This is a genomic window from Pseudonocardia oroxyli, from assembly GCF_900102195.1.
Lineage (GTDB): Bacteria > Actinomycetota > Actinomycetes > Mycobacteriales > Pseudonocardiaceae > Pseudonocardia > Pseudonocardia oroxyli.
This window is the reverse complement of sequence record NZ_FNBE01000006.1, coordinates 113,027-134,369: the sequence shown is the minus strand read 5'-3', so window position 1 is coordinate 134,369 and position 21,343 is coordinate 113,027. Positions and strand designations below refer to the sequence as shown.

The 21,343-nt window shown below is 72.7% G+C and carries 20 protein-coding genes; 8 read left to right on the top strand and 12 right to left on the bottom strand.

The features are described from left to right. Positions 1–163 precede the first annotated feature (163 nt). Positions 164–424 carry a hypothetical protein gene (locus tag BLS43_RS11145; RefSeq protein ID WP_425438536.1) on the top strand — a complete coding sequence of 87 codons (261 nt, stop codon included), beginning with the start codon at positions 164–166 and terminating at the stop codon, positions 422–424. Between the two features lie 256 nt (positions 425–680). Here BLS43_RS11145 and BLS43_RS11140 read toward each other — a convergent pair whose 3' ends face one another. The 3 genes from BLS43_RS11140 to mce form a co-directional block, all read right to left on the bottom strand. Next, positions 681–1,904, bottom strand: a complete 1,224-nt coding sequence (locus BLS43_RS11140) for a DivIVA domain-containing protein (protein ID WP_143030009.1) — start codon at positions 1,902–1,904, stop codon at positions 681–683. Between the two features lie 110 nt (positions 1,905–2,014). Beyond that, a complete protein-coding gene (gene ccrA, locus BLS43_RS11135; protein ID WP_245707427.1) occupies positions 2,015–3,346 on the bottom strand; it encodes a crotonyl-CoA carboxylase/reductase in 1,332 nt (443 codons plus the stop codon). Positions 3,347–3,562: 216 nt separating this feature from the next. Then, positions 3,563–4,033 (bottom strand): methylmalonyl-CoA epimerase, encoded by a 471-nt coding sequence (gene mce / locus BLS43_RS11130; protein ID WP_093081906.1) that lies wholly within the window; start codon positions 4,031–4,033, stop codon positions 3,563–3,565. 142 nt (positions 4,034–4,175) lie between these two features. Between mce and BLS43_RS11125 the strand changes: the two genes are divergently transcribed. Both BLS43_RS11125 and meaB read left to right on the top strand, forming a co-directional pair. Continuing rightward, positions 4,176–5,354, top strand: coding sequence for an acetyl-CoA C-acetyltransferase (locus tag BLS43_RS11125; RefSeq protein ID WP_093081902.1), 1,179 nt, complete (start codon positions 4,176–4,178; stop codon positions 5,352–5,354). Further along, on the top strand, positions 5,351–6,274 hold the full coding sequence (gene meaB, locus BLS43_RS11120; RefSeq protein ID WP_218129785.1) for a methylmalonyl Co-A mutase-associated GTPase MeaB: 924 nt from the start codon (positions 5,351–5,353) through the stop codon (positions 6,272–6,274). Before BLS43_RS11125 ends, meaB begins: the two co-directional genes overlap by 4 nt. A 39-nt stretch (positions 6,275–6,313) precedes the next feature. Here meaB and BLS43_RS11115 read toward each other — a convergent pair whose 3' ends face one another. Beyond that, positions 6,314–6,817, bottom strand: coding sequence for a MarR family winged helix-turn-helix transcriptional regulator (locus BLS43_RS11115; RefSeq protein ID WP_093081898.1), 504 nt, complete (start codon positions 6,815–6,817; stop codon positions 6,314–6,316). Positions 6,818–6,906: 89 nt separating this feature from the next. Between BLS43_RS11115 and BLS43_RS11110 the strand changes: the two genes are divergently transcribed. Both BLS43_RS11110 and BLS43_RS11105 read left to right on the top strand, forming a co-directional pair. Next, positions 6,907–7,212, top strand: coding sequence for a thiamine-binding protein (locus tag BLS43_RS11110; protein WP_093081894.1), 306 nt, complete (start codon positions 6,907–6,909; stop codon positions 7,210–7,212). Continuing rightward, on the top strand, positions 7,205–7,888 hold the full coding sequence (locus BLS43_RS11105) for an alpha/beta fold hydrolase (RefSeq protein ID WP_093081889.1): 684 nt from the start codon (positions 7,205–7,207) through the stop codon (positions 7,886–7,888). Before BLS43_RS11110 ends, BLS43_RS11105 begins: the two co-directional genes overlap by 8 nt. Before the next feature lie 67 nt (positions 7,889–7,955). Here BLS43_RS11105 and BLS43_RS11100 read toward each other — a convergent pair whose 3' ends face one another. After that, entirely contained in the window at positions 7,956–8,258 is a 303-nt protein-coding gene (locus BLS43_RS11100; RefSeq protein ID WP_093081884.1) for a hypothetical protein, read from the bottom strand. Between the two features lie 214 nt (positions 8,259–8,472). On the opposite strand from BLS43_RS11100, the gene BLS43_RS11095 reads away from it, so the two are divergent. Genes BLS43_RS11095 through BLS43_RS11085 form a run of 3 tightly spaced genes read left to right on the top strand, consistent with a single transcriptional unit; the run spans position 8,473 to position 11,528 of the window. Then, on the top strand, positions 8,473–9,333 hold the full coding sequence (locus BLS43_RS11095) for an SCO6745 family protein (RefSeq protein ID WP_093082614.1): 861 nt from the start codon (positions 8,473–8,475) through the stop codon (positions 9,331–9,333). Positions 9,334–9,344: 11 nt separating this feature from the next. After that, positions 9,345–10,331 (top strand): tetratricopeptide repeat protein, encoded by a 987-nt coding sequence (locus BLS43_RS11090; protein WP_245707426.1) that lies wholly within the window; start codon positions 9,345–9,347, stop codon positions 10,329–10,331. A 27-nt stretch (positions 10,332–10,358) separates the two neighbouring features. Then, positions 10,359–11,528 (top strand): glycosyltransferase family 87 protein, encoded by a 1,170-nt coding sequence (locus BLS43_RS11085; protein ID WP_093081879.1) that lies wholly within the window; start codon positions 10,359–10,361, stop codon positions 11,526–11,528. Between the two features lie 40 nt (positions 11,529–11,568). On the opposite strand, the gene glgB is transcribed toward BLS43_RS11085, so the two are convergent. The 7 genes from glgB to BLS43_RS11050 form a co-directional block, all read right to left on the bottom strand. Then, complete coding sequence (gene glgB, locus BLS43_RS11080; protein WP_245707425.1) at positions 11,569–13,872, bottom strand: 1,4-alpha-glucan branching protein GlgB; 2,304 nt, start codon at positions 13,870–13,872, stop codon at positions 11,569–11,571. Between the two features lie 243 nt (positions 13,873–14,115). After that, a complete protein-coding gene (locus BLS43_RS11075; protein ID WP_093081875.1) occupies positions 14,116–15,510 on the bottom strand; it encodes a maltokinase N-terminal cap-like domain-containing protein in 1,395 nt (464 codons plus the stop codon). Beyond that, positions 15,507–17,240 carry a maltose alpha-D-glucosyltransferase gene (gene treS, locus BLS43_RS11070; protein WP_093081870.1) on the bottom strand — a complete coding sequence of 578 codons (1,734 nt, stop codon included), beginning with the start codon at positions 17,238–17,240 and terminating at the stop codon, positions 15,507–15,509. Before treS ends, BLS43_RS11075 begins: the two co-directional genes overlap by 4 nt. Positions 17,241–17,287: 47 nt before the next feature. Beyond that, entirely contained in the window at positions 17,288–17,926 is a 639-nt protein-coding gene (locus BLS43_RS11065; RefSeq protein WP_093081866.1) for a GOLPH3/VPS74 family protein, read from the bottom strand. A gap of 73 nt (positions 17,927–17,999) precedes the next feature. Beyond that, a complete protein-coding gene (locus tag BLS43_RS11060; RefSeq protein WP_093081861.1) occupies positions 18,000–18,212 on the bottom strand; it encodes a type II toxin-antitoxin system antitoxin in 213 nt (70 codons plus the stop codon). Positions 18,213–18,215: 3 nt separating this feature from the next. Beyond that, the gene (locus BLS43_RS11055) at positions 18,216–19,145 is read right to left on the bottom strand and encodes an SPFH domain-containing protein (RefSeq protein ID WP_093081855.1); all 930 of its coding nucleotides are present in this window, start codon (positions 19,143–19,145) and stop codon (positions 18,216–18,218) included. 177 nt (positions 19,146–19,322) lie between these two features. Further along, positions 19,323–21,296 (bottom strand): alpha-1,4-glucan--maltose-1-phosphate maltosyltransferase, encoded by a 1,974-nt coding sequence (locus BLS43_RS11050; protein ID WP_093081850.1) that lies wholly within the window; start codon positions 21,294–21,296, stop codon positions 19,323–19,325. Positions 21,297–21,343 lie beyond the last annotated feature (47 nt).

Genomic DNA, 21,343 nt, shown 5'->3' with positions numbered 1-21,343 from the left:
AGCCCGCGAGTCCCCGACCTCGGACACGCGAGTCGCCCGGTCCCGCCGGGTGAGTCGCGCGCCACGGCCCGCGAGGCGGACGTCGCCGCGCGGCGTGGATACCGTGGAGGTCATGGCACGCGGTCGACGACCCCGCACCTCCGAGCGAGGGCGGGGTCGTCCCGTGTCCGCGCCCCTGTCCGCAGGAATCATCACCCGTGCCGAGAGCGGGCCGGACGGCGAGTGGGCCGTCCGGCACGTGCCCGGCGGGTCGTCGGTCAAGGACTACCGCTGCCCGGGGTGCGACCAGCTCATCCCGGCGGGCGTGGGGCACGTGGTGACCTGGCCCGCGGGGGAGTACGGCTCGGTCGAGGACCGGCGGCACTGGCACCTGCCCTGCTGGAACGCCCGCGGGCGCCGCAGGCCGGGCCTGCGCCGCCGCTGATCGCGTGGGACGGCGATCCACCTCTGCACGTTTCGTGCGCTCAGCGCGGCATGATCGCTGTTCGCGTGCGCTCAGCGTGGTGCGCACAGCAGTGAGCGCACGAAACGTGCGACCGTGGACGGGTCGGGTGTGATCGTTGCGAGAGTGACCTGACGGTGCGCCGGCGCTCGTTCGCGTGACGCTCGGAACGATCACGGTCGGCGGGCGTGACGACAGCGCTCCCGCCGATGCGCTCCCGTGACGCTCGGAAGGATCTTCAGACGCGGGCGCGCGAGGCCGCCTGGCGCTCCGGGCTCGGGCGGGGCCTGCGCGGGGCGGGCTGCTCGGGGACGGCAGGGGCGTCCCCGGGCGCGGGGGTCGCCGCGGGCGGCGTCGCGACGCCGTCCGGCTCGGCCGCGGTGGTGTCGGACTCGGGTGCCGCGGTGGCGTCGGACGCGTGTGCTGCGGTGTCCGATCCGCGTGCTGCGGTGTCCGACCTGCGTGCTGCGGTGTCGGACGCGCGTGTCTCGGATGAGGGCCTTGCGTGTCCGGGGTGGGGGACTCGCGGGGACTCCTCGGGGAGGGGTGCGAGCGCGTCGAGGTCGGCGCCCAGCGCACCCTGCGCCGCGCGGAGCTGCGTGGCGAGCCGCGCACGCAGGTCGGTGAGCTCGGCGACGCGCGCCTCGGCCGCGGCGACCAGCCGCGCGGCCTGCTTCTCCGCCGAGCGGACCGTGGCATCGCTCGCCGCCTCGGCCTCGGCGCGGACCTCGCGGGCGTAGGTGTCCGCGGCGCTGCGCAGCCCCCCGGTCTCCCGCTCGATCTCGGCCTTCTCGGCCAGCAGCGCGCCGAGCGCCTCGGCCCGCCGCTGGTCCATGGCGAGCTGGAAGTCCTCCTCGACCGACAGCCGTCGGGCCTCGGACTCGGCCTGCAGCCGGTCCCGCTCGGCGGCGGCGGCCGCGGTCGCGCCGGCGATCTCCTCGTCGGCGGCGAGCTTGTCCTGCGCGGCCTGGGCCTGCAGCGCCTTGGCCTCGGCGACCATCCGCTCGCTGCGCAGCCGGGCTCGGGTGACGAGCTCGTCCCGTTCCTGCTCGGCCCGCGCCCGCAGGGCGGCGATCTCCGCCTCGGCCGCGGCCCGGTCGGCGGCGATCTCGGCGGCGGCGGTCTCGCGGGACTCGCGCGCCTCGTCCTCGGCCAGCCGCAGCATCGACCGCATGCGCTCGCTCATGCCCGCCACGCTGTCCGGCGGGCCCGCGAGCCGCTGCACCTGCCTGCGCATCGTCTCGACCTGGCCGCGGGCGCGCTCCAGCTCCTGGGTCAGCCGCGCGACCTGCTCGACCGCGGCGTCCCGGTCCGCGGCGAGCAGCCGGACGTCCGCGTCGATCCGGCGCAGGTGCGCGTTGACCTGGTCCTGGTCGTAGCCCCGACGCGAGATGCGGAACCCGGCCCGGATCTCGGCGCTGTAACCGGCGTCGTGCGGGGCGTTCTCCGGTTCACCGACCATGTCGGTCACCGTACCGGGCGACGGTGCCCACGATGCGTGACGCACGCGGGCTGGTGGGCACCGTCACCCGACGGAGGAGACCGAACCGCTCAGAACGGCGCAGAACCCGCTCAGACGCCCCGGAACCGGTTGATCGCGGCCTCGTACTTCGCCCGCTTCTCCGGGTTGGTCACGCCCAGGCCCTCCTCGGGGGCCAGCGCGAGCACGCCGACCTTGCCCTGGTGGGAGTTCTGGTGGACGTCGTAGGCCGCCTGGCCGGTGTCCGCCAGCGGGTAGACCTTCGAGACGGTCGGGTGGACCAGACCCTTCTCGATCAGCCGGTTCGCCTCCCAGGCCTCGCGGTAGTTCGCGAAGTGCGAGCCGACGATCCGCTTCAGGTTCATCCACAGGTAGCGGTTGTCGTACTCGTGCATGTAGCCCGAGGTGGACGCGCAGGTCACGATCGTGCCGCCCTTGCGCGCGACGTAGACCGAGGCGCCGAAGGTCTCGCGGCCCGGGTGCTCGAACACGATGTCCGGGTCGTCGCCGCCGGTCAGCTCGCGGATCTTGGCCCCGAACCGCTTCCACTCGCGCGGGTCCTGGGTCTGCGGGTCCTTCCAGAACCTGTAGCCCTCGGCGTTGCGGTCGATGATCAGCTCTGCGCCCATGGCCCGGCAGAGCTCCGCCTTCTCGGGCGAGGAGACGACGCAGATCGGCGTCGCGCCGCCGTTGAGCGCGAACTGGGTGGCGTACGAGCCGAGCCCGCCGCTCGCGCCCCAGATCAGGACGGTGTCGCCCTGCTTCATGTCCGCGCCGTTGCGGGAGACGAGCTGCCGGTAGGCGGTGGAGTTCACCAGGCCGGGCGAGGCCGCCTCCTCCCACGTCAGGTGGTCGGGCTTGGGCATCAGCTGGTTGGACTTGACCAGCGCGAGCTGGGCGAGCCCACCGAAGTTCGTCTCGAAGCCCCAGATCCGCTGCTGCGGGTCCATCATCGTGTCGCCGTGCCCGTCCGGGCTCTCCAGCTCGACGGACAGGCAGTGCGCGACCACCCGGTCGCCGGGCTTCCAGGCGTTGACGCCCGGGCCCGTCTTCAGCACGACGCCCGCCAGGTCGGACCCGACGATGTGGTACGGCAGGTCGTGGCGCTTGGCCAGCTCGGACTCGCGGCCGTAGCGCTTGAGGAAGCCGAAGGTGGACACCGGCTCGAAGATCGAGGTCCAGACGGTGTTGTAGTTGATGGCGCTGGCCATCACGGCGACGATCGCCTCGCCAGGCCCGAGCTCGGGGGTCGGCACGGTGTCCAGGTGCAGACTCTTGCGCGGGTCCTTGTCGCGGGTCTCGATGCCCTCGAACATCCCGGCCTCGTCCTCGTGGACGGTCATGGCCTGGTAGCTGTCCGGCACGGCCAGCCCACCGACGTCGTCGAAACGCTCGGCGAGGATGGCGTCGAGGATCTCCTGCACGGCTTGGCCTCCGGTGGCTTGCGTGGGATACCGATCAGTTACTGCGCAGTATGGTACCCGGAGCATTGTGGTGCCGTACTGCGGAGATGGGTCGGATCGTGACGCAGGCCACCGCCGGCGGCGGGCTGAATCGACGAAGAAGCCCCTCCGACCGTCCGATCGGAGGGGCTCCGGGTGAGCGCGGTGGCCGGCTCGGTGGGCGGCTCGGTGGGCGACTCAGTGGTCGGTCGCGGGCTCCACGAGCTCCACGAGCACGCCGCCGGCGTCCTTGGGGTGGATGAAGTTGATCCGCGAGTTCGCCGTGCCGCGGCGGGGCTCGGGGTAGAGCAGGCGCAGGCCCTTCGCCGTGAGCGCGGCCATCGCCGCCTCGACGTCCGTGACCCGGTACGCGAGCTGCTGCAGCCCGGGGCCGTTGCGGTCCAGGAACTTCGCGATCGTCGAGTCCGGGCGCAACGGGGCCAGGAGCTGGATGCGGGTGGAGGTCCCGGGGTCCGCGCCGGGTGCGGCGAGCATGGCCTCCCGCACCCCCTGCTCCTCGTTGACCTCCTCGTGCGTGTTCACCAGCCCGAACACGTCCGCGTACCAGGCGACGGCCGCGTCGAGGTCCGCGACCGCGATGCCCACGTGGTCGATCTGGGTGAGCAGGGAGCCGAGCGCACCGGCGGGCTGCTCCGTCTGAGTCGTCATGCGGAGCAGAATCGCATCCGACGGCCGGGTCGTGGGTCTGTGCGCCTGCTCACCCCCTCCGTTCGGGCCGTCTCCGGCGTCGGGTGCGCAGGTATCGTCCGGGACCAGATCCCGGTTCCGGAGTAGCTACTGGAGGTTCGTCGTGACCGAGTCCGTCATCGTCGCAGGTGCACGTACGCCGATCGGCCGGTTGCTCGGCTCGCTGAAGGGCTTCACCGGTGCGCAGCTGGGCGGGGTCGCCATCAAGGGCGCCCTGGAGAAGGCGGGCGTCGCGCCCGAGCAGGTCGACTACGTGATCATGGGTCAGGTGCTCACCGCGGGCGCGGGCCAGATCCCCGCCCGCCAGGCGGCCGTGGCCGCGGGCATCCCGATGGACGTCCCGGCGCTGACCATCAACAAGGTCTGCCTCTCCGGCATCGACGCGATCGCGCTGGCGGACCAGCTGATCCGCGCGGGCGAGTTCGACATCGTGGTGGCGGGCGGCCAGGAGTCCATGACCCAGGCCCCGCACCTGCTGCCCAAGTCCCGCGAGGGCACGAAGTTCGGCGACACCACGCTCGTCGACCACATGTCCTACGACGGCCTGTTCTGCGCGTTCGACCAGGTCGCGATGGGTGCGTCCACGGAGAAGTACAACAACCGCTACGAGCTCACCCGCGCCGACCAGGACGAGTTCGCCGCCCGCAGCCACCAGCGCGCCGCCGCCGCCCAGAAGAACGGCGTGTTCGACGACGAGATCGTCCCGGTCTCCATCCCGCAGCGGAAGGGCGACCCGATCGTCTTCACCACCGACGAGGGCGTGCGCGGCGACACCACGGCCGAGAGCCTCGGCAAGCTCCGCCCCGCGTTCGCCGCGGACGGCACCATCACCGCGGGCTCGTCGTCGCAGATCTCCGACGGTGCCGCCGCGGTGGTCGTGATGAGCAAGGCCAAGGCCCAGGAGCTGGGGCTGGAGTGGCTGGCCGAGATCGGCGCCCACGGCGTCGTCGCCGGGCCGGACTCGTCGCTGCAGGAGCAGCCGGCCAACGCCATCACCAAGGCGTGCGAGAAGCAGGGCATCACCCCCGCCGACCTCGACCTGATCGAGATCAACGAGGCGTTCGCGGCCGTCGGGGTGGTGTCGGCGCGCAAGCTCGGCCTGTCGGACGACAAGGTCAACGTCAACGGCGGCGCCATCGCCGTCGGGCACCCGATCGGCATGTCCGGCGCCCGGATCGCGCTGCACCTCGCCCTCGAGCTCAAGCGCCGCGGCGGCGGCGTCGGCGCGGCCGCCCTCTGCGGTGGCGGGGGGCAGGGCGACGCGCTCATCCTGACGGTGTGATCGCTGATCTCGTCGCCCAGGCGCTGGAGGGGCGGCCGCGCGCGGTCGCCCAGCTGATCTCCCGCGTCGAGAGCGGGTCGCCGGACCTGCCCGAGATCGCCGCGCTGCTCGCCCCGCACACGGGGCGGGCGCAGGTGGTCGGGCTGACCGGTTCCCCGGGCGTCGGCAAGTCGACGACCACGTCCGCGCTGGTCACCGAGCTGCGGCGGGAGGGGAAGCGGGTCGGCGTGCTCGCGATCGACCCCTCCTCGCCGTTCTCGGGCGGGGCGCTGCTCGGGGACCGGGTCCGGATGGGCGACCACGCGCTGGACGACGGCGTGTTCATCCGCTCGATGGCCACCCGCGGGCACCTCGGCGGGCTGGCCTGGGCCACCCCCCAGGCCCTGCGGGTGCTCGACGCCGCGGGGTGCGACGTGGTGCTCGTCGAGACCGTCGGCGTCGGGCAGTCCGAGATCGACGTGGTCTCGCTGGCCGACACCACCCTCGTGCTGCTCGCGCCGGGGATGGGGGACGGGGTCCAGGCCGCCAAGGCCGGGATCCTGGAGATCGCGGACGTCTTCGTGGTCAACAAGGCGGACCGGGACGGCGCCGCCCAGACCGTCCGCGACCTGCGGTACATGATGTCGCTGGGCTCGCGGCAGGACGCGTGGAAGCCGCCGATCTGCCGGACCGTCGCCGCGCGCGGCGAGGGCGTCGACGGGCTCGCGAAGGCGATCGAGGAGCACCGCACCTGGCTGGCGTCCTCCGGCGAGGGGGCGGTGCGGCGGCGTCGGCGGGCGGCCGCGGAGATCGAGGCGATCGCGCTGGAGAAGATCCGGGTGCGGCTGTCGTCTTCGGCGGTGGCCGAGTTCGCGGACGCCGTGGTCGCGGGCGACCTGGACCCCTACGCCGCCGCCGATCGGGCGCTCCAGACCCTGTGAGCGGGGATGGTCGCTGGAGCGACTATCCCCGCTCACGGCTCAGGCGAAGTCCCCGCTGGCGGAGCGGATGCGGCCGAGCAGGGCGAACAGGGTGGTCTTCTCGTCCTCGTCGAGGCCGACCAGGCCGAAGTCGTCCGCGGTGACGGACTTCGTCGCCTTCTCCAGCCGGGCCAGGCCCTCCTCGGTGATCTCGACGAGGGTGGCCCGGCGGTCGGTGGGGTGCGGGATGCGGCGGACCAGGCCGTCCCCCTGCAGGCGGTCCACGATGTTGGTGACGCTCGTGGGGTGCAGCTGCAGGCGCTCGCCCATCACCCGCATCGGCAGCTTCCGGGTGCGCGCGAACGACAGCAGCACCAGCGCCTCGTAGCGGGCGAACGTGAGGTTGTGCGGCTTGAGCGCGGCGTCCACCGCCGCCTGCAGGATCTGCTGCACCCGCATCACGCTGGTGACGGCCCGCATCGTCGACGACGGCCCGATGCGCTCGGCCCACAGCTCGGCCGCCCGGTCGATGGGGTCGAAGGGGAGGGGGCCGTGCGATGCCATGGAACGGCACGCTAGCAGGGCTGATCTCAGGCGGGCGCCGATGATCCTCGGCCCGCCGAGGATCATCGGCGCCCGCCTAGGCTGGGCACATGCTCTTCGCGTTCAGCATCGCCCCGTCCGGGACCGCGGCCGAGGACGGCAGCGTCAGCGCCGCCGTCGCCGAGGCCGTCCGCGTCGTCCGGGCCTCCGGCCTGCCCCACGAGACGACGTCGATGTTCACCACCATCGAGTCCGAGACGTGGGACGAGGGGATGGCCGTGGTGAAGGCGGCGGTCGAGGCCGTGCAGGCCGTCTCGCCGCGGGTGAGCCTGGTGCTCAAGGCGGACATCCGCCCGGGGTACACCGGTCAGCTCACCGCGAAGGTGGCGCGGATCGACGAGGCGCTGGGTGGCTGACCCGACCGTCGTCCTGCTGCACGGCGCCTGGCACCGCGGCTCCTGCTGGGCGCCGCTGCAGGAGGCCCTGGCCGAGCGGTCGCTGCGGTCCGTCGCGCCGGACCTGCCCACGGACCGGCCGGGCCTGGGCGCCGCGGACTACGCGACCGCCGTCTCGCTGCCCGAGGGGGAGCTGGTGGTCGTCGGGCACTCGCTCGGCGGGCTGACGGCGCCGGTGCTCGCCGCGCGGGCGGCGGACCGGGTGCGGGCGTTGGTGCTGGTGGCGGCCATGGTGCCGGAGCCGGGGCGGTCCCACATGGACCTGGTCAAGGAGGACCCGTCGATCCTGCCCCGGCCGATCGCGAGCCCGACCCGCAACGCGGACGGCACCACCTCCTGGTCCGTCGAGGCCGCGCTCGGGGCGATGTACGCCGGCGTGCCCCCGGAGCTGGCCGAGCCGGCGGTGGCGCGGCTGCGCCCCCAGGCCTGGACGGTGACGAAGGAGGTCACCCCGCTGCAGGCCTGGCCCGCCGTCCCGACGACGTCGGTGGTCTGCGCGGCCGACCCGATGGCCGCCCCGGAGGCCTCCCGGCGGATCGCCCGCGAGCGGGGGTTCACCCTGCGTGAGCTGCCGGGCGACCACTTCCCGATGCTCACCCGCCCCCGTGAGCTCGCGGAGATCATCGCGAGTGCCTGAACGGCGAACGGCGCGTTCGCTCACCAGGTGTGAGCGAACGCGCCGTTCGCCGGGGAGGGGGCGGGGATCAGGCGATGTTCATCGTGAAGAAGAACACGCCGACCAGGATCGCGACGAAGCCCAGGACCAGCGCGATCTTGCCGAACTTCGCGGTCTGCTCGTCGCGGACCGCGAGGCCGCCCAGCACCAGCGCGGCGAGGCCGCCGACCCAGCCCGCGATCGAGATCGGGCTGACGACCAGCGCGATGATCCCGACGATCAGGGCCGCCTTGCCCAGCACCGGGCTCTGCTGGCGCGCGGTCTTCTTGCGGGCCTCGGCGAGCAGGCGGTCGGTGGTCGCCGTGCTGGAATCGGTGGTGTTCTCGCTCATGGGGATCCTCCGGTCGGGGGACGGCTCTCGGGGGATCGACCGTCCGCTTCTACGCAGAGTGACCTCGCGGTCACGTCAGTCTGTCCAACGAGCGCGGCGCGGAGCTGGTGCTCCGCCGGTCCGGTGATCGACGCCGGTCCCGACTCGCACCGCGGGTACCCGCCGCCACCGGATCGGCGTAGTGCGCGCGGCCCCGGCGCCCTACGGTCGGGACATGGAGTCGGAGAGTCGAGCCCGCCGCATGTGGCGGGCGCTGGAGCCCCTGCACGCCGTGACGTACTTCGCGCCGGAGGCGCGGGAGGCGGCCGAGGGGCTCGGGCTGCGCGGGTTCTGGCGCGGCTACTTCGGACAGCGGGCCGCGCCGCTGGGCGCCGCGCCCGCCGAGGTCGTCACCGCGCTGTTCTACAACTTCGCGCCGGGGTTCGTGGCGCGCTCGGTCCCGCAGATCTGGTCGGTCGCCCCGCCGGAGCGGCTGCTCGAGGCGCGCCTGGCCGCCGTCGACACGGCGCTGCGCCGCTCGCTCGACGTCGACGCCCCCGAGGTCGCCGAGGCCGCGGACCTGGCGCGCACGGCGGCCGCGTCGGTGTCGACGGCGGGCCGGGCGCTCGCCGCCGCCAACGCGGCGTTGCCGTGGCCGGACGCCCCGCACCTCGTCCTCTGGCACGCCCAGACGATCCTGCGCGAACAACGCGGCGACGGGCACGTGGCCGCGCTGGTCGGGGCCGACATCGATCCGTGCGAGGCCCTCGTCGTGTTCGCCGCGGCCCAGGACATCGACCCCGAGCGGCTGCGCGAGCGGCGCGGCTGGACGGCCGAGGAGTGGGCGGCGGCGCAGGACCGGCTGGCGCGGCGCGGGCTGGTCGGCGGCGGACGGCTGACGCCCGCGGGATGGACCCTCTCCACCGACGTCGAGGCCCGCACCGACACCCTCGCCGACCGCGCCTGGCAGGCCCTCGGCGACGCGCGGTCCGCGCGGCTGCAGGAGCTGGCCGGCCCGCTCGTCGCGCGGATCCTCGCCGCGGGCGACTTCATGGCGGACAACCCGATGGGCATGCGCCCCCTCGTCGCGGGGTGAGTCGTGCCAGGATGGACGGCGTGTCTCGACCCAACCCCCGGCAGGCCGCCCAGACCGCGGCGCTGTCGTCCGCGATGGCGGGCGCCGTGGACCTCTCCGCGCTGAAGGCCCGCTCCGAGGCGGCCGCGCGCGCCCAGGCGGCGCCCGCGGGTGCCGCGCCGGCCGCCACCGCCGGTCAGTACGTGATCGACGTCAGCGAGCAGAGCTTCCAGAACGACGTCCTGGAGCGCTCCCTGCAGGTCCCCGTGATCGTGGACCTGTGGGCGACCTGGTGCGAACCCTGCAAGCAGCTCTCCCCGGTGCTCGAGCGGCTCGCCCAGGCGAGCGGCGGCGCCTGGATCCTGGCGAAGGTGGACGTCGACGCCAACCAGCGGATCGCGCAGGCCTTCGGCGTGCAGTCGATCCCGATGGTCGTCGCGGTCGTGGGCGGCCAGCCGGTCGACGCGTTCCAGGGCGCGCTGCCCGAGGCCGAGGTCAAGAGCTGGATCCAGCGCCTGCTCGACGCGCTGCGCGACCGCATGCCCGGCATCGCCGAGGGCGAGGCCCGTGCCGCGGCCGAGGGCGGCGCCGAGCCCGTCGAGGAGCCCGAGGACCCGCGGTTCACCGCGGCGGAGGAGGCCCTCGAGGCGGGCGACTACCCCGCCGCGGTGGCCGCCTACGAGGCGATCCTCGCCCAGGAGCCCGCGAACGAGCAGGCCAAGGCCGCGCTCGCGCAGGTGCGCTTCCTCGCCCGCGCGGAGTCCGCCGACCCGGCCGCGATCGCCGCGGCCGACGCCGCCCCGGAGGACGTGGCGGCCCAGCTCGCCGCGGCGGACGCCGAGGTGGCGCTAGACCGGGTCGAGGCCGCCTTCCAACGCCTGGTGAACACCGTCGCGCGCACGTTGGGGGAGGACCGGGAGAAGGTCCGTGAGCACCTCGTCGGCCTCTTCGAGCTGTTCCCGACGGACGACGAGCGGGTCACGAAGGCCCGCCGCGCCCTGGGCCGCGCGTTGTTCTAGGCGGCCGCCCGGCTACCGTCGCTCCCCGTGTCCGTCCTCGCCTCGCCCGTCCGTCGTCCGGTGCTGCGGGCCGCGTCGGTCGTCGTGGCGCTCGGGGCGGTCGCCCTCGCCGTCGGGCTGACGATCGCGCACCCGAACGGGCTGCTCACGCTGCTGCCGTCGACGGACATGCGCGAGCTGCACGTCGACTTCGACACGTTCTGGCACTCGGCCGTCGCGCTGACCCAGGGCGCCGACATCTACGACACCACCGCGAAGCTGCGCAACCTCAACCCGCCGCTGCTGAGCCTGGTGTTGGCGCCGCTGGCCGGGCTGGACCCGCTGCTCGCCTACCGGGTGTTCGCGGCGTTCACGCTGGTCCTGGTGCTCGCGGCGGTGGTCGTGGTATGCCGCGAGCTCCGGCTGGGCTGGGGGTGGACGGTCGGCGCGACGGTCGCCATGGCCCTGTCCTCACCCCTGCACGGCACGCTGGTGCTGGGGCAGATCTACGGCGTGCTGCTCGCGCTGCTGGTCGCGGGGTGGCTCTGCGAGCGCCGCGGCCATCCCCGGGCCGCGGGCGTCTGCTACGGGGTGGCGGTGGCGCTCAAGCCCTCGCTCGCGCCGGTCCTGCTGCTGCCCCTGGCCCAGCGTCGCTGGCCCGCCTTCTGGGCGGGCGTGGCGGGGGCGGGGGCGGCGACCGTCGTCGGCGCGCTCGCGGCGGGGCCGTCGAGTGCGCTGGAGTGGCTGCGGATCGGCTTCTCCGAGCCGGTGCCGGACGTGCTGGACAACGCCGCCCTCCCCGGCTTCCTCCTCCGCCTGGGGCTGCCCTCGGCGATCGGGACGGCGCTGGGCTTCGTCGCCCTCGTCGGGACGCTGGTGTGGATCCATCGCCGCGGCGCGGATTCGGCGGGGACCGCCCCGTTCGCGGTGATCGCCGCGGGGCTGCTGATGTCCCCGATCTCGTGGCACAACTATCTGCTGCTGCTCTGGCCCGGGATCCTCGTCGCGGTGGCGGGCGGGCTGGTCCGGGAGTGGGCGCTCGCCCTGTTCGCGCTGCCCCTGATCCCGGTCAGCTGGGGCGAGCTGTGGACCGACGGGAACCCGTGGACCCCGCTCGGGCGCGGCCTCTACACCGCGATCCTGGTGGCCTACTGGATCACGCTGCTCCGGAGCACCCGCCGGACACGGACGAACGGCGCGTTCGCTCACACCTGGTGAGCGAACGCGCCGTTCGCCGGTGGTCTCGAAGTGCCGGGGGCTAGAAGTCCCGCACGTCCTCGTCCGCCGGGCCGACCTCGGGGGCGGGCTCGGCGGGGAGGGCCCGCTTCGGGTGCACCGGGCCGCCCGACTCCTCCGGGACGAGCCAGAGCACGGCGGCAGGCGGGAGGGTCAGCACCGCGCTGGCCGGCCGGGCGTGCCACGGCGTGCGGTCCGCGACCACGGTGCCGAGGTTGCCGACGCCCGAGCCGCCGTAGGACCCCGAGTCGGTGTTCACCAGCTCCTTCCACCGCCCCGCGAAGGGCAGGCCCACGCGGTAGTCCGACTTGGGCTGGCCGGAGAAGTTGGCGATGCAGGCCAGCACGGCCGGGCGGCCGTCGTGGTCGGTGCCCTGACGCAGGAACGACAGCACGTTGCCGGCCGCGTCGTTGGCGTCGATCCACGAGAAGCCCTCGGGCGAGACGTCCATGGTCCACAGCGCCGGGTGCTCCCGGTAGCTGCGGTTCAGGTCGCCGACCAGGGTCTTGATCCCGCCGTGCAGCGGGTTCGCCAGCAGCTCCCAGTCCAGCGAGCGCTCCTCGGACCACTCCCGCTCCTGGCCGAACTCCTGGCCCATGAACAGCAGCTGCTTGCCCGGGTGGGCCCACATGAACGCGAGCAGCGCGCGGACGTTCGCGGCCTTGTTCCAGTCGTCACCGGGCATCCGGGTCCAGAGCGAGCCCTTGCCGTGCACGACCTCGTCGTGGCTGATCGGCAGGACGTAGTTCTCGCTGAAGGCGTACATCAACGAGAACGTCATCTGGTTGTGGTGGTAGCTGCGGTGCACCGGGTCGTGCCCGACGTAGTCGAGCGTGTCGTGCATCCAGCCCATGTTCCACTTGAACCCGAAGCCGAGCCCGCCCATGTACGTGGGTCGCGTGACGCCCGGCCACGCCGTCGACTCCTCGGCGATGGTGACGACGCCGGGGTGCTCCTTATAGACGGTCGCGTTCATCTCCTGCAGGAACGCGACCGCGTCGAGATTCTCGCGCCCGCCGTGGATGTTCGGCAGCCACTGCCCGTCCGGCCGCGAGTAGTCCAGGTAGAGCATCGAGGCCACGGCGTCCACCCGCAGCCCGTCGATGTGGAAGGACTCGAACCAGTACAGCGCGTTGGCGACGAGGAAGTTCTTGACCTCCTTGCGCCCGAAGTCGAACACGAGCGTGCCCCAGTCCGGCTGCTCGCCGCGCCGCGGGTCCGCGTGTTCGTAGAGCGGGGTGCCGTCGAACTTCGCCAGTGCCCATTCGTCCCGCGGGAAGTGCGCGGGCACCCAGTCGACGATCACGCCATAGCCGTGCTGGTGCAGCGTGTCGACGAAGTAGCGGAAGTCGTCCGGCGTGCCGAAGCGGGACGTCGGCGCGTAGTAGGAGGTGACCTGGTAGCCCCAGGATCCCCCGAACGGGTGCTCGGCGACCGGCAGCAGCTCGACGTGCGTGAAGCCCGTCTCGTCCAGGTACTCGACCAGCTGGTCGGCGATCTGGCGGTAGCCGTTGCCCTGCCGCCACGACCCGAGGTGCAGCTCGTAGACGCTCATCGGCTCGGCGTGCGGCTGGCGCAGCGCGCGGGCCGCCATCCACTGCTCGTCCTGCCACTCGTGGTGCTCGGCGGTGACGACGGACGCGGTCTGCGGGGGCACCTCGGTCGCGAACGCCATCGGGTCGGCCTTGTCGCGCCACACGCCGTCCTGCCCCAGGATCCGGTACTTGTACCGGGTCCCGACGCCGACGCCGGGCACGAACAGCTCCCACACACCGGACGAGCCGAGCGAGCGCATCGGGTGCGCCCAGCCCGCCCAGCCGTCGAAGTCCCCGGTCACGCGCACGCCCTGGGCGTTGGGCGCCCAGACCGCGAAGCTCGTGCCGGTGACCTGGCCCGATGCGGTGTCGTAGGCCCGCGGGTGGGCGCCGAGCACCTGCCAGAGGCGCTCGTGGCGTCCCTCGCCGATCAGGTGCAGGTCCACCTCGCCGAGGGTGGGCAGCCAGCGATACGGGTCGTCCACGACGTCCGTGCGGTCGCCGTAGCGGACCTGCAGCCGGTAGTCGCCGCCCGGGCCGTCCACCACGCCGGAGAACAGCCCGGCGTCGTGCACCTTGACCAGGGGGTGCGCGTCGTTCTCGTTGCCGTTGCGCAGCACGGAGACCTCGTCCGCGTGCGGGCGCAGGACCCGGACGACGGTCCCGCCGTCGCCCGTCGGGTGCGCGCCCAGAACGCCGTGCGGGTTGTGGTGCGCGCCACCCAGCAGTCGGTCGGTCGTCGCCTGGTCCGGGGGGCAGGGGTCGATCGTGCGGGTGTCCTCGTGTGCCACCCCGGAACCCTATTGCCGTCGGGGGTTCGCCGCCCACTCGGCTCCGCCGAACGGGTTGCTGTGACGCATGTCCGCCCGGTCCGAGGGACCCGGCTGACACGCTCAAGAATCCTCAGCTCCTGATGATCTTCACCGTGGGTGATCACCAGGCGCTCAGGGTCGGCAACGGCGTCCTACTCAGCCCTCAGCGCCTGGTGATCAGCAGTGTGCGTGGATGACGGTGCGGCCGTCGGCTGAGCCGGCTCAGAGCGAGATCTGCGGGTCCGACTCCCGCTCCTCCTCAGCCACCAACCGCGTGATCGACGAGAGCGGGATGACCGCCCACGTGGGCCGCGAGCGGGTCTCGTAGATGACCTCGTAGACGGCCTTGTCCAGCTCGTAGGCGCGCAGGACCGCCGCCTGCGCGCGCGGGTCGGAACCGGAGGCGAACGCGTAGCCGTCGCAGAAGGCGGAGCGGTTGCGGATCGCCCACTCGTCCGCGCGGCGCAGCAGCTGCTGCTCCTCGTTCTCGTCGGTGTGCTCGTCCAGGATCACCTGGTGGTAGACGGCGTAGTCGAAGGAGCGCAGCATCCCCGCGACGTCCCGCAGTGGGGAGTCCATCCGGCGCCGCTCGGGCAGCGGGGTGGCGGGCTCGCCCTCGAAGTCGATCAGCAGCCAGCCCTTGGGGGTGCGCAGGGTCTGCCCGAGGTGCAGGTCCCCGTGGACCCGCTGGACCGCGATGTCGCCGGTCAACCGGGCGTAGACGGCCCGGATCCCCTTCTCGTGCGGGGCGAGCTCCGGCACCTGGGAGACGACGGCGTCGAGCCGGGTCTCCAGCTGCGCGCGCAGCTCGTCCGCGGGGCGGACGCCCGTCCCGAGCGCCTGTGCCAGCTCCCGGTGCGCCACCGCCACGGTCTCGCCCAGCCGCCGGGACTCGGCGGCGAAGTCCCCGCCGACCTCGTCCGCGTAGAGGTCCGCCTCGGCGAACAGGTCCCGCACGCTGGTCAGCGCCATGGCCCAGCCCTCGGCCGAGTTCGACGCGAAGTCCTGCAGCATGCCCAGGGTGGCGGGCTCGCCCTCGAGCAGGCCCTCGACGGCACCCTGCAGAGACGCGACCTCGTTCGAGCCGACGGAGCGCAGCGCCCGGTGCAGCTCCAGGTCGGGGTTGAGGCCGGGGGAGACCTTGCGGAACAGCTTGAAGATGCTCTTCTCGCCGTAGGCCACCGAGGTGTTCGACTGCTCCACCCCCAGCAGCCGCCCGACCCCCTTCGCCGGCAGCTCGACGCCCGGCTCGGGCACGAACCGCACGTCGCCGTACGTCCGGCCCTCGCGCAGCGCCGTGAGCAGGAACGCCGTGGCCTCGTGGTCCCACATCGCGTCGAACGCGATGCGGTCGCCCACGGCGCCGATCGTCGCGTGCTCCAGCTCGGACGCCGGCTCGTGGCGCCGCCCCACCAGCACCTGGAAGAACTCGGCGGGGCCGTCGGCGAAGCCCACCCGGAGCAGGCACAGGTCCAGCAGCAGCGCGCCGTCGTCGATCAGGGACTGCTCGGTGGCGACCGCGATCTCCGACACCGGTCGGCCCTTGGCCGGGAACCAGCGCTGCCGGGCCAGGTACTCGGGCAGGTGGGCGGGGAGCTCCTCGGCGAGCACGGTCATGCAGGGTCCTCCACGGGCTTGATCGAGAACCAGTAGAACCCGTGCCCGGGCAGCGTCAGCAGGAACGGGAGCTGCCCGATGCGCGGGAACGGGACGCCGCCGGTGAGCTCCACCGGCACGCACCCCTCCCACTCCGACAGGTCCAGCTCGACGGGTTGCGGGAAGCGGCTCATGTTGTTGACGCACAGCACGGTGTCGTTCTCGCCGTCCCCGTGGGTGCGGACGTAGGCCAGCACCGAGGGGTTCGACCCGCCCAGCTCGTGGAAGTCCCCGAGGCCGAACGCGGTGTGCCGCTTGCGCACCTCGATCATGTGCCGCGTCCAGTGCAGCAGGGACGTCGACGAGTTCGACTGGGCCTCGACGTTCACGGCCTGGTAGCCGTACACCGGGTCCATGATCGTCGGCTGGTAGAGCCGGCCGGGGTCGCACTGGGAGAACCCGGCGTTGCGGTCCGGCGTCCACTGCATCGGGCTGCGGACGGCGTCCCGGTCGCCGAGCCAGATGTTGTCGCCCATGCCGATCTCGTCGCCGTAGTACAGGACGGGGGAGCCGGGCAGGGAGAGCAGCAGCGCGGTGAACAGCTCGAGCTGGTTGCGGTCGTTCTCCAGCAGCGGGGCCAGCCTGCGTCGGATGCCGATGTTGGCCTTCATCCGCGGGTCCTTGGCGTACTCCGCGTACATGTAGTCGCGTTCCTCGTCGCTGACCATCTCGAGGGTGAGCTCGTCGTGGTTGCGCAGGAAGATGCCCCACTGCGCGCCGGACGGGATCGCGGGCGTCTGGGCGAGGATCTCCGAGATCGGGAACCGGTTCTCCCGCCGCACCGCCATGAAGATCCGCGGCATCAGCGGGAAGTGGAAGGCCATGTGGCACTCGTCCCCGCCGACCTCCGGGTCGCCGAAGTACTCCACCACGTCCGACGGCCACTGGTTGGCCTCCGCGAGCATGACCCGGCCGGGGTACTCGTCGTCGAGCACCTTGCGGCAGCGCTTGAGGAAGGCGTGGGTCTCGGTGAGGTTCTCGCAGTTGGTGCCCTCGCGCTCGTAGAGGTAGGGCACGGCGTCGAGCCGGAAGCCGTCGATGCCGAGGTCCAGCCAGAAGCGCAGGACGTCGATCATCGCCTCCTGCACCGCCGGGTTGTCGTAGTTCAGGTCCGGCTGGTGGGAGAAGAAGCGGTGCCAGTAGAACTGGCCGCGCACCGGGTCGTAGGTCCAGTTGGACGTCTCGGTGTCGACGAAGATGATCCGCGCGTCCGCGTAGCGGGTGTCGTCGTCCGACCAGACGAAGAAGTCCCCGTACGGCCCGTCGGGGTTGCGCCGGGACTCCTCGAACCAGGGGTGCTGGTCCGAGCAGTGGTTCATGACCAGGTCGGTGATGACCCGGATGCCGCGCTTGTGCGCCTCGTCGAGCAGGGTGACGAAGTCGTCGACCGTGCCGAACTCGGGCAGGACGGCGCGGAAGTCCCGGATGTCGTAGCCCCCGTCGCGCAGCGGGGAGTCGTAGAAGGGCGGCAGCCAGAGGCAGTCCACGCCGAGCCACTGGATGTAGTCCAGCTTCTCGGTCAGCCCGCGCAGGTCGCCGAACCCGTCTCGGTTGGAGTCGTTGAACGCCCGGACCAGGACCTCGTAGAAGACCGCGGACTTGAACCAGTCCGGCTCCACCTCGAGCGCGCGGGCGGAGCCGAACTCCTCGGCCCCGGGCTCCTCGACGATGTGCTCGCTCGTCTCGCTCATCGCCGACGACTCTATCCGGGGCGAACCGGATCCACAGGTCGGAGCGGTCAGCTCGCCGCCGCGGCGTGTCGGCCTGCGACCGCCTTGCGCAGCGCGGTCGGCACGGGCGCGATCCGCGCGCCGAGGGTCTGGATCCGCTCCCGGCGCGCACGGGCCTCCCTGCGGGAGACGACCGTGCGCAGGAGCACGGTCGCGGCGAGGGCGGCGGCCGCCGCCTCGGCGGCCGGGACCGTGTCGGCCCGCGGGGCGCGCAGGGCCGCGGTGGCGGCGTCGGTCAGCTTCCGGACCGCACGCGGGTCCCGCGCGACGACCCGGTCGGCGGGGAAGACCCCCAGCAGCCTGCGCGGCTCGACGCTGACCCAGCGTCCGGCCGCGAGCTGGTCCCGCACGGCCTGCGGGGCCCGGCGTGCGCGGTGGTTCACCCAGTGCTGCCACTTGCGCGGCTTCCCGGCCTCGACCTGCGCGAGGACCTCGGCGAGGAAGGGGTCCGCGGGCGGCTTCGCCCCGCTCACGACGGCGACGCGCCCGTCGTCGTCCTTCAGCAGGCCGGCGAGCAGCAGCTCGGCCAGCGCCCCGGCCCGCAGCAGCAGGTCCCGCTCCCCGGACCCGGTGAAGCGCTTCCGCTCGCGGTCCCAGCTCAGCAGGTACAGCCGCTGCGGCAAGGTCAGTGTCGCGATGTCGTGCATGGACGCCTCCTCGGAAGATCGGTGCAGCTCAGATCCTGTGAGCGGCGATGGTCGCCAGGGCGACCATCGCCGCTCACGGGTCGGGTGGGTCGTCGCGGCGCGGGCGGCCGGGCCGCGGGATGGGGGCCGCCGCCTTCGGCAGGCGGCCCGCCTCGTTCAGGGCTCGGCGCAGCAGGAACTCGATCTGGGCGTTCGTGCTGCGCAGCTCGTCGTCCGCCCAGCGGACCAGGGCGTCGTGCACCGCGGGATCGAGCCGCAGGAGCAGCTTCTTCCTCTCGGCAGCCATGGCCTACGAGTAGAGCGAGCCCGTGTTCACGACGGGTTGGGTGTCGCGGTCGCCGCAGAGCACCACCAGCAGGTTGCTGACCATGCTCGCCTTCCGCTCCTCGTCGAGGTCCACGACGTCCTGCGCGGAGAGCTTGTCCAGGGCCAGCTTGACCATGCCGACGGCGCCGTCGACGATCTGGGCGCGCGCGGCCACGACCGCGCCCGCCTGCTGGCGGCGCAGCATGGCCTGGGCGATCTCCGGGGCGTAGGAGAGCCGGGTGATCCGGGACTCGATCACCGACACCCCCGCGGACTCCACCCGCGCCGCGATCTCCGCGGAGAGCCTGCCGGTGATCTCGTCGGCGTTGTCCCGCAGGGAGAGCCCGGGGGCGCCCTGGTTGTCGTAGGGGTAGCTGGTGGCGATGTGGCGCACCGCCGTCTCGGACTGGATGGCCACGAACTCCACGAAGTCGTCCACCTCGAAGCAGGCCTTGGCCGTGTCCCGGACCTGCCAGACGACGACGGCGGCGATCTCGATCGGGTTGCCGTCCGCGTCGTTGACCTTGGCCTGCTCGGTCTCGTGGTTGCGGATCCTCGTGGAGACCTTGCGCCGGCCGGTGAACGGGTTGACCCAGCGGAAGCCGCTCGTCCGGATCGTGCCGAGGTAGCGGCCGAACAGCTGGACCACGCGGGCCTCGCCGGGGGCGACGGCCGTCAGCCCGATCGCCGTGATCAGCCCGGCCACGATCAGCAGCCCGCCGAGCCCGGAGACCACCGGCGCGATCTCGATCATCAGGGCCAGCAGCGCGACGCCCCCGAGGACGAGGACCAGCGAGAGCGCGAGCATCGCGAACCCGTTCGCCCCCTCGAGCGGGCGCTCGTCGACGTGGGCCGGGGGCATGTCGGGGACCTCGTCGGGGGCCAGGGCGGCGGTGGCGGAGGTGTCGGCCATGAGGGGCCTCCTTTCGTGACATGCCAACCATAGCAAAGTGATATCACTTTGGCGAGCCGGGTGATGCTTGGGACGCCCAAGCGTCGGTGAGCGACGCTTGGGCCGCCCAAGCGTCACCCGACACACGACGACGCCCGGCCCCGCGGCGTGCGGGACCGGGCGTCGGCGAGGTTCGGGTCAGGCGCGATGGACGCGCAGGATGTGCGCGACGTTCTCCCACGGCTGCAGGCGCACGTAGTTGCGCTCCTGCCAGCGGAAGGTGTCCCCGGTGATCTCGTCGGTGACGGTGAACGAGTCCGACCAGTCCAGGCCCAGCTCCGGCATGTCGAGGCGGACGAAGCCCTCGCGCATGTCGTAGGAGTTCAGCGTGACGACCACGATCACGATGTCGCCGGTCGCCGGGTCCTGCTTGGAGTAGGCGAGGATCTCCGGGTTGTCCGTCTCGTGGATGTGGATCTCGCGCAGCTGCTGCAGCGCCGGGTGGGTGCGGCGGATCTCGTTGAGCCTGCCGATGAAGGGCTCCAGCGAGCGGCCCTCGTTGAGCGCCTGGTGGAAGTCCCGCGGGCGCAGCTCGTACTTCTCCGAGTCCAGGTACTCCTCGGAGCCCGGCTTGACCGGGGTGCCCTCGAACAGCTCGAAGCCCGCGTAGACGCCCCAGGTCGGGGACATCGTGGCCGCCAGCACCGCGCGGATCGCGAACATCGCCGGGCCGCCGGTCTGCAGCGACTCGTGGAGGATGTCCGGGGTGTTGACGAACATGTTCGGCCTGCACTCGTCCGCGTGCTCGGCGTGCATGAGCGCGAACTCGGCGAGCTCCTCCTTCTCCGTGCGCCACGTGAAGTAGGTGTAGGACTGGGTGAAGCCCAGCCGCGCCAGCCCGAACATGCGCGCCGGGCGGGTGAACGCCTCGGCCAGGAACAGCGCGTCCGGGTAGCGGGCCTTGACCTGCCAGATCAGCCAGTGCCAGAAGTTCGGCGGCTTGGTGTGCGGGTTGTCCACGCGGAAGATCCGCACGCCGTGCTCGACCCAGTGCAGGACGACCCGCAGCGACTCGGCGTAGATGCCCGCCGGGTCGTTGTCGAAGTTGATCGGGTAGATGTCCTGGTACTTCTTCGGCGGGTTCTCCGCGTAGGCGATCGAGCCGTCCGGGCGCACCGTGAACCACTCCGGGTGGGCCTCGACCCACGGGTGGTCCGGGGCGCACTGCAGCGCGAAGTCCAGCGCGACCTCCATGCCGAGGTCCCGGGTGCGGGCGACGAACGCGTCGAAGTCGTCGATCGTGCCGAGCTCCGGGTCGATCGCGTCGTGTCCGCCGTCCTTGCTGCCGATGGCCCACGGAGACCCGACGTCACCCGCCTCGGCGTGCACGGAGTTGTTGCGGCCCTTGCGGTGCACGGTGCCGACGGGGTGGATCGGCGGCAGGTAGACGATGTCGAAGTTCATCGCCGCGATGCGGTCGAGTTCCTTCGCCGCGGTGACGAACGAACCGTGCACGGCGCGCCCCGTCTCGTCCCGCCCGCCGGTGGAGCGGGGGAAGAACTCGTACCAGGAGCCGAACAGGGCCCGCTCGCGGTCGACGTAGACCTGCTGGGTGCGCCCGCGGGTGATGAGCTCCCGGACCGGGCGCTCGACCATGATCTGGTGCACGGCCGGGAACAGCGCCGGGGCGACCCGGGCGTTCAGCGGCATGGCGGTGTCCCGCAGCGCGTTCGCGGCGCCGAAGAGCAGGTCCCGGTTCGCCCGCTCGCTGGGACGGCGGCCGACCCGCTGGAGCAGCCGGGCGCCGGTCTCCAGGTCGTTGGCCAGCTCGTCCGCGGTCTGGTTGGCCTTCATCTTGGCCTCGACGCTGTGGCGCCAGGTTGCCCACGGGTCGCTCCACGCGTCCACCCGGAAGGTCCACAGGCCCGGCTCCACGGGCACGACGGTCGCGTAGAACCGGTCGGTGCCCACGCCGTCCGGCGCCATGCGGACGTGTTCGGCCTGGTCGCGGGATCCGAGGCGCTTCCACACGACGTTCGCGGCCACCGCGTCGTGTCCCTCGCGCCACACCGTGGCGCGGATGGGGAGGACCTCGCCGACGACCGCCTTGCTCGGGTGCCGACCGTCCCCCACACAGGGGCTGACGTCATCGATTCCGAGCCGACCGGTCATTACGGACGCCACCCCCGTGTCTCGTTGCCGATTGCGCACCCCGTCGC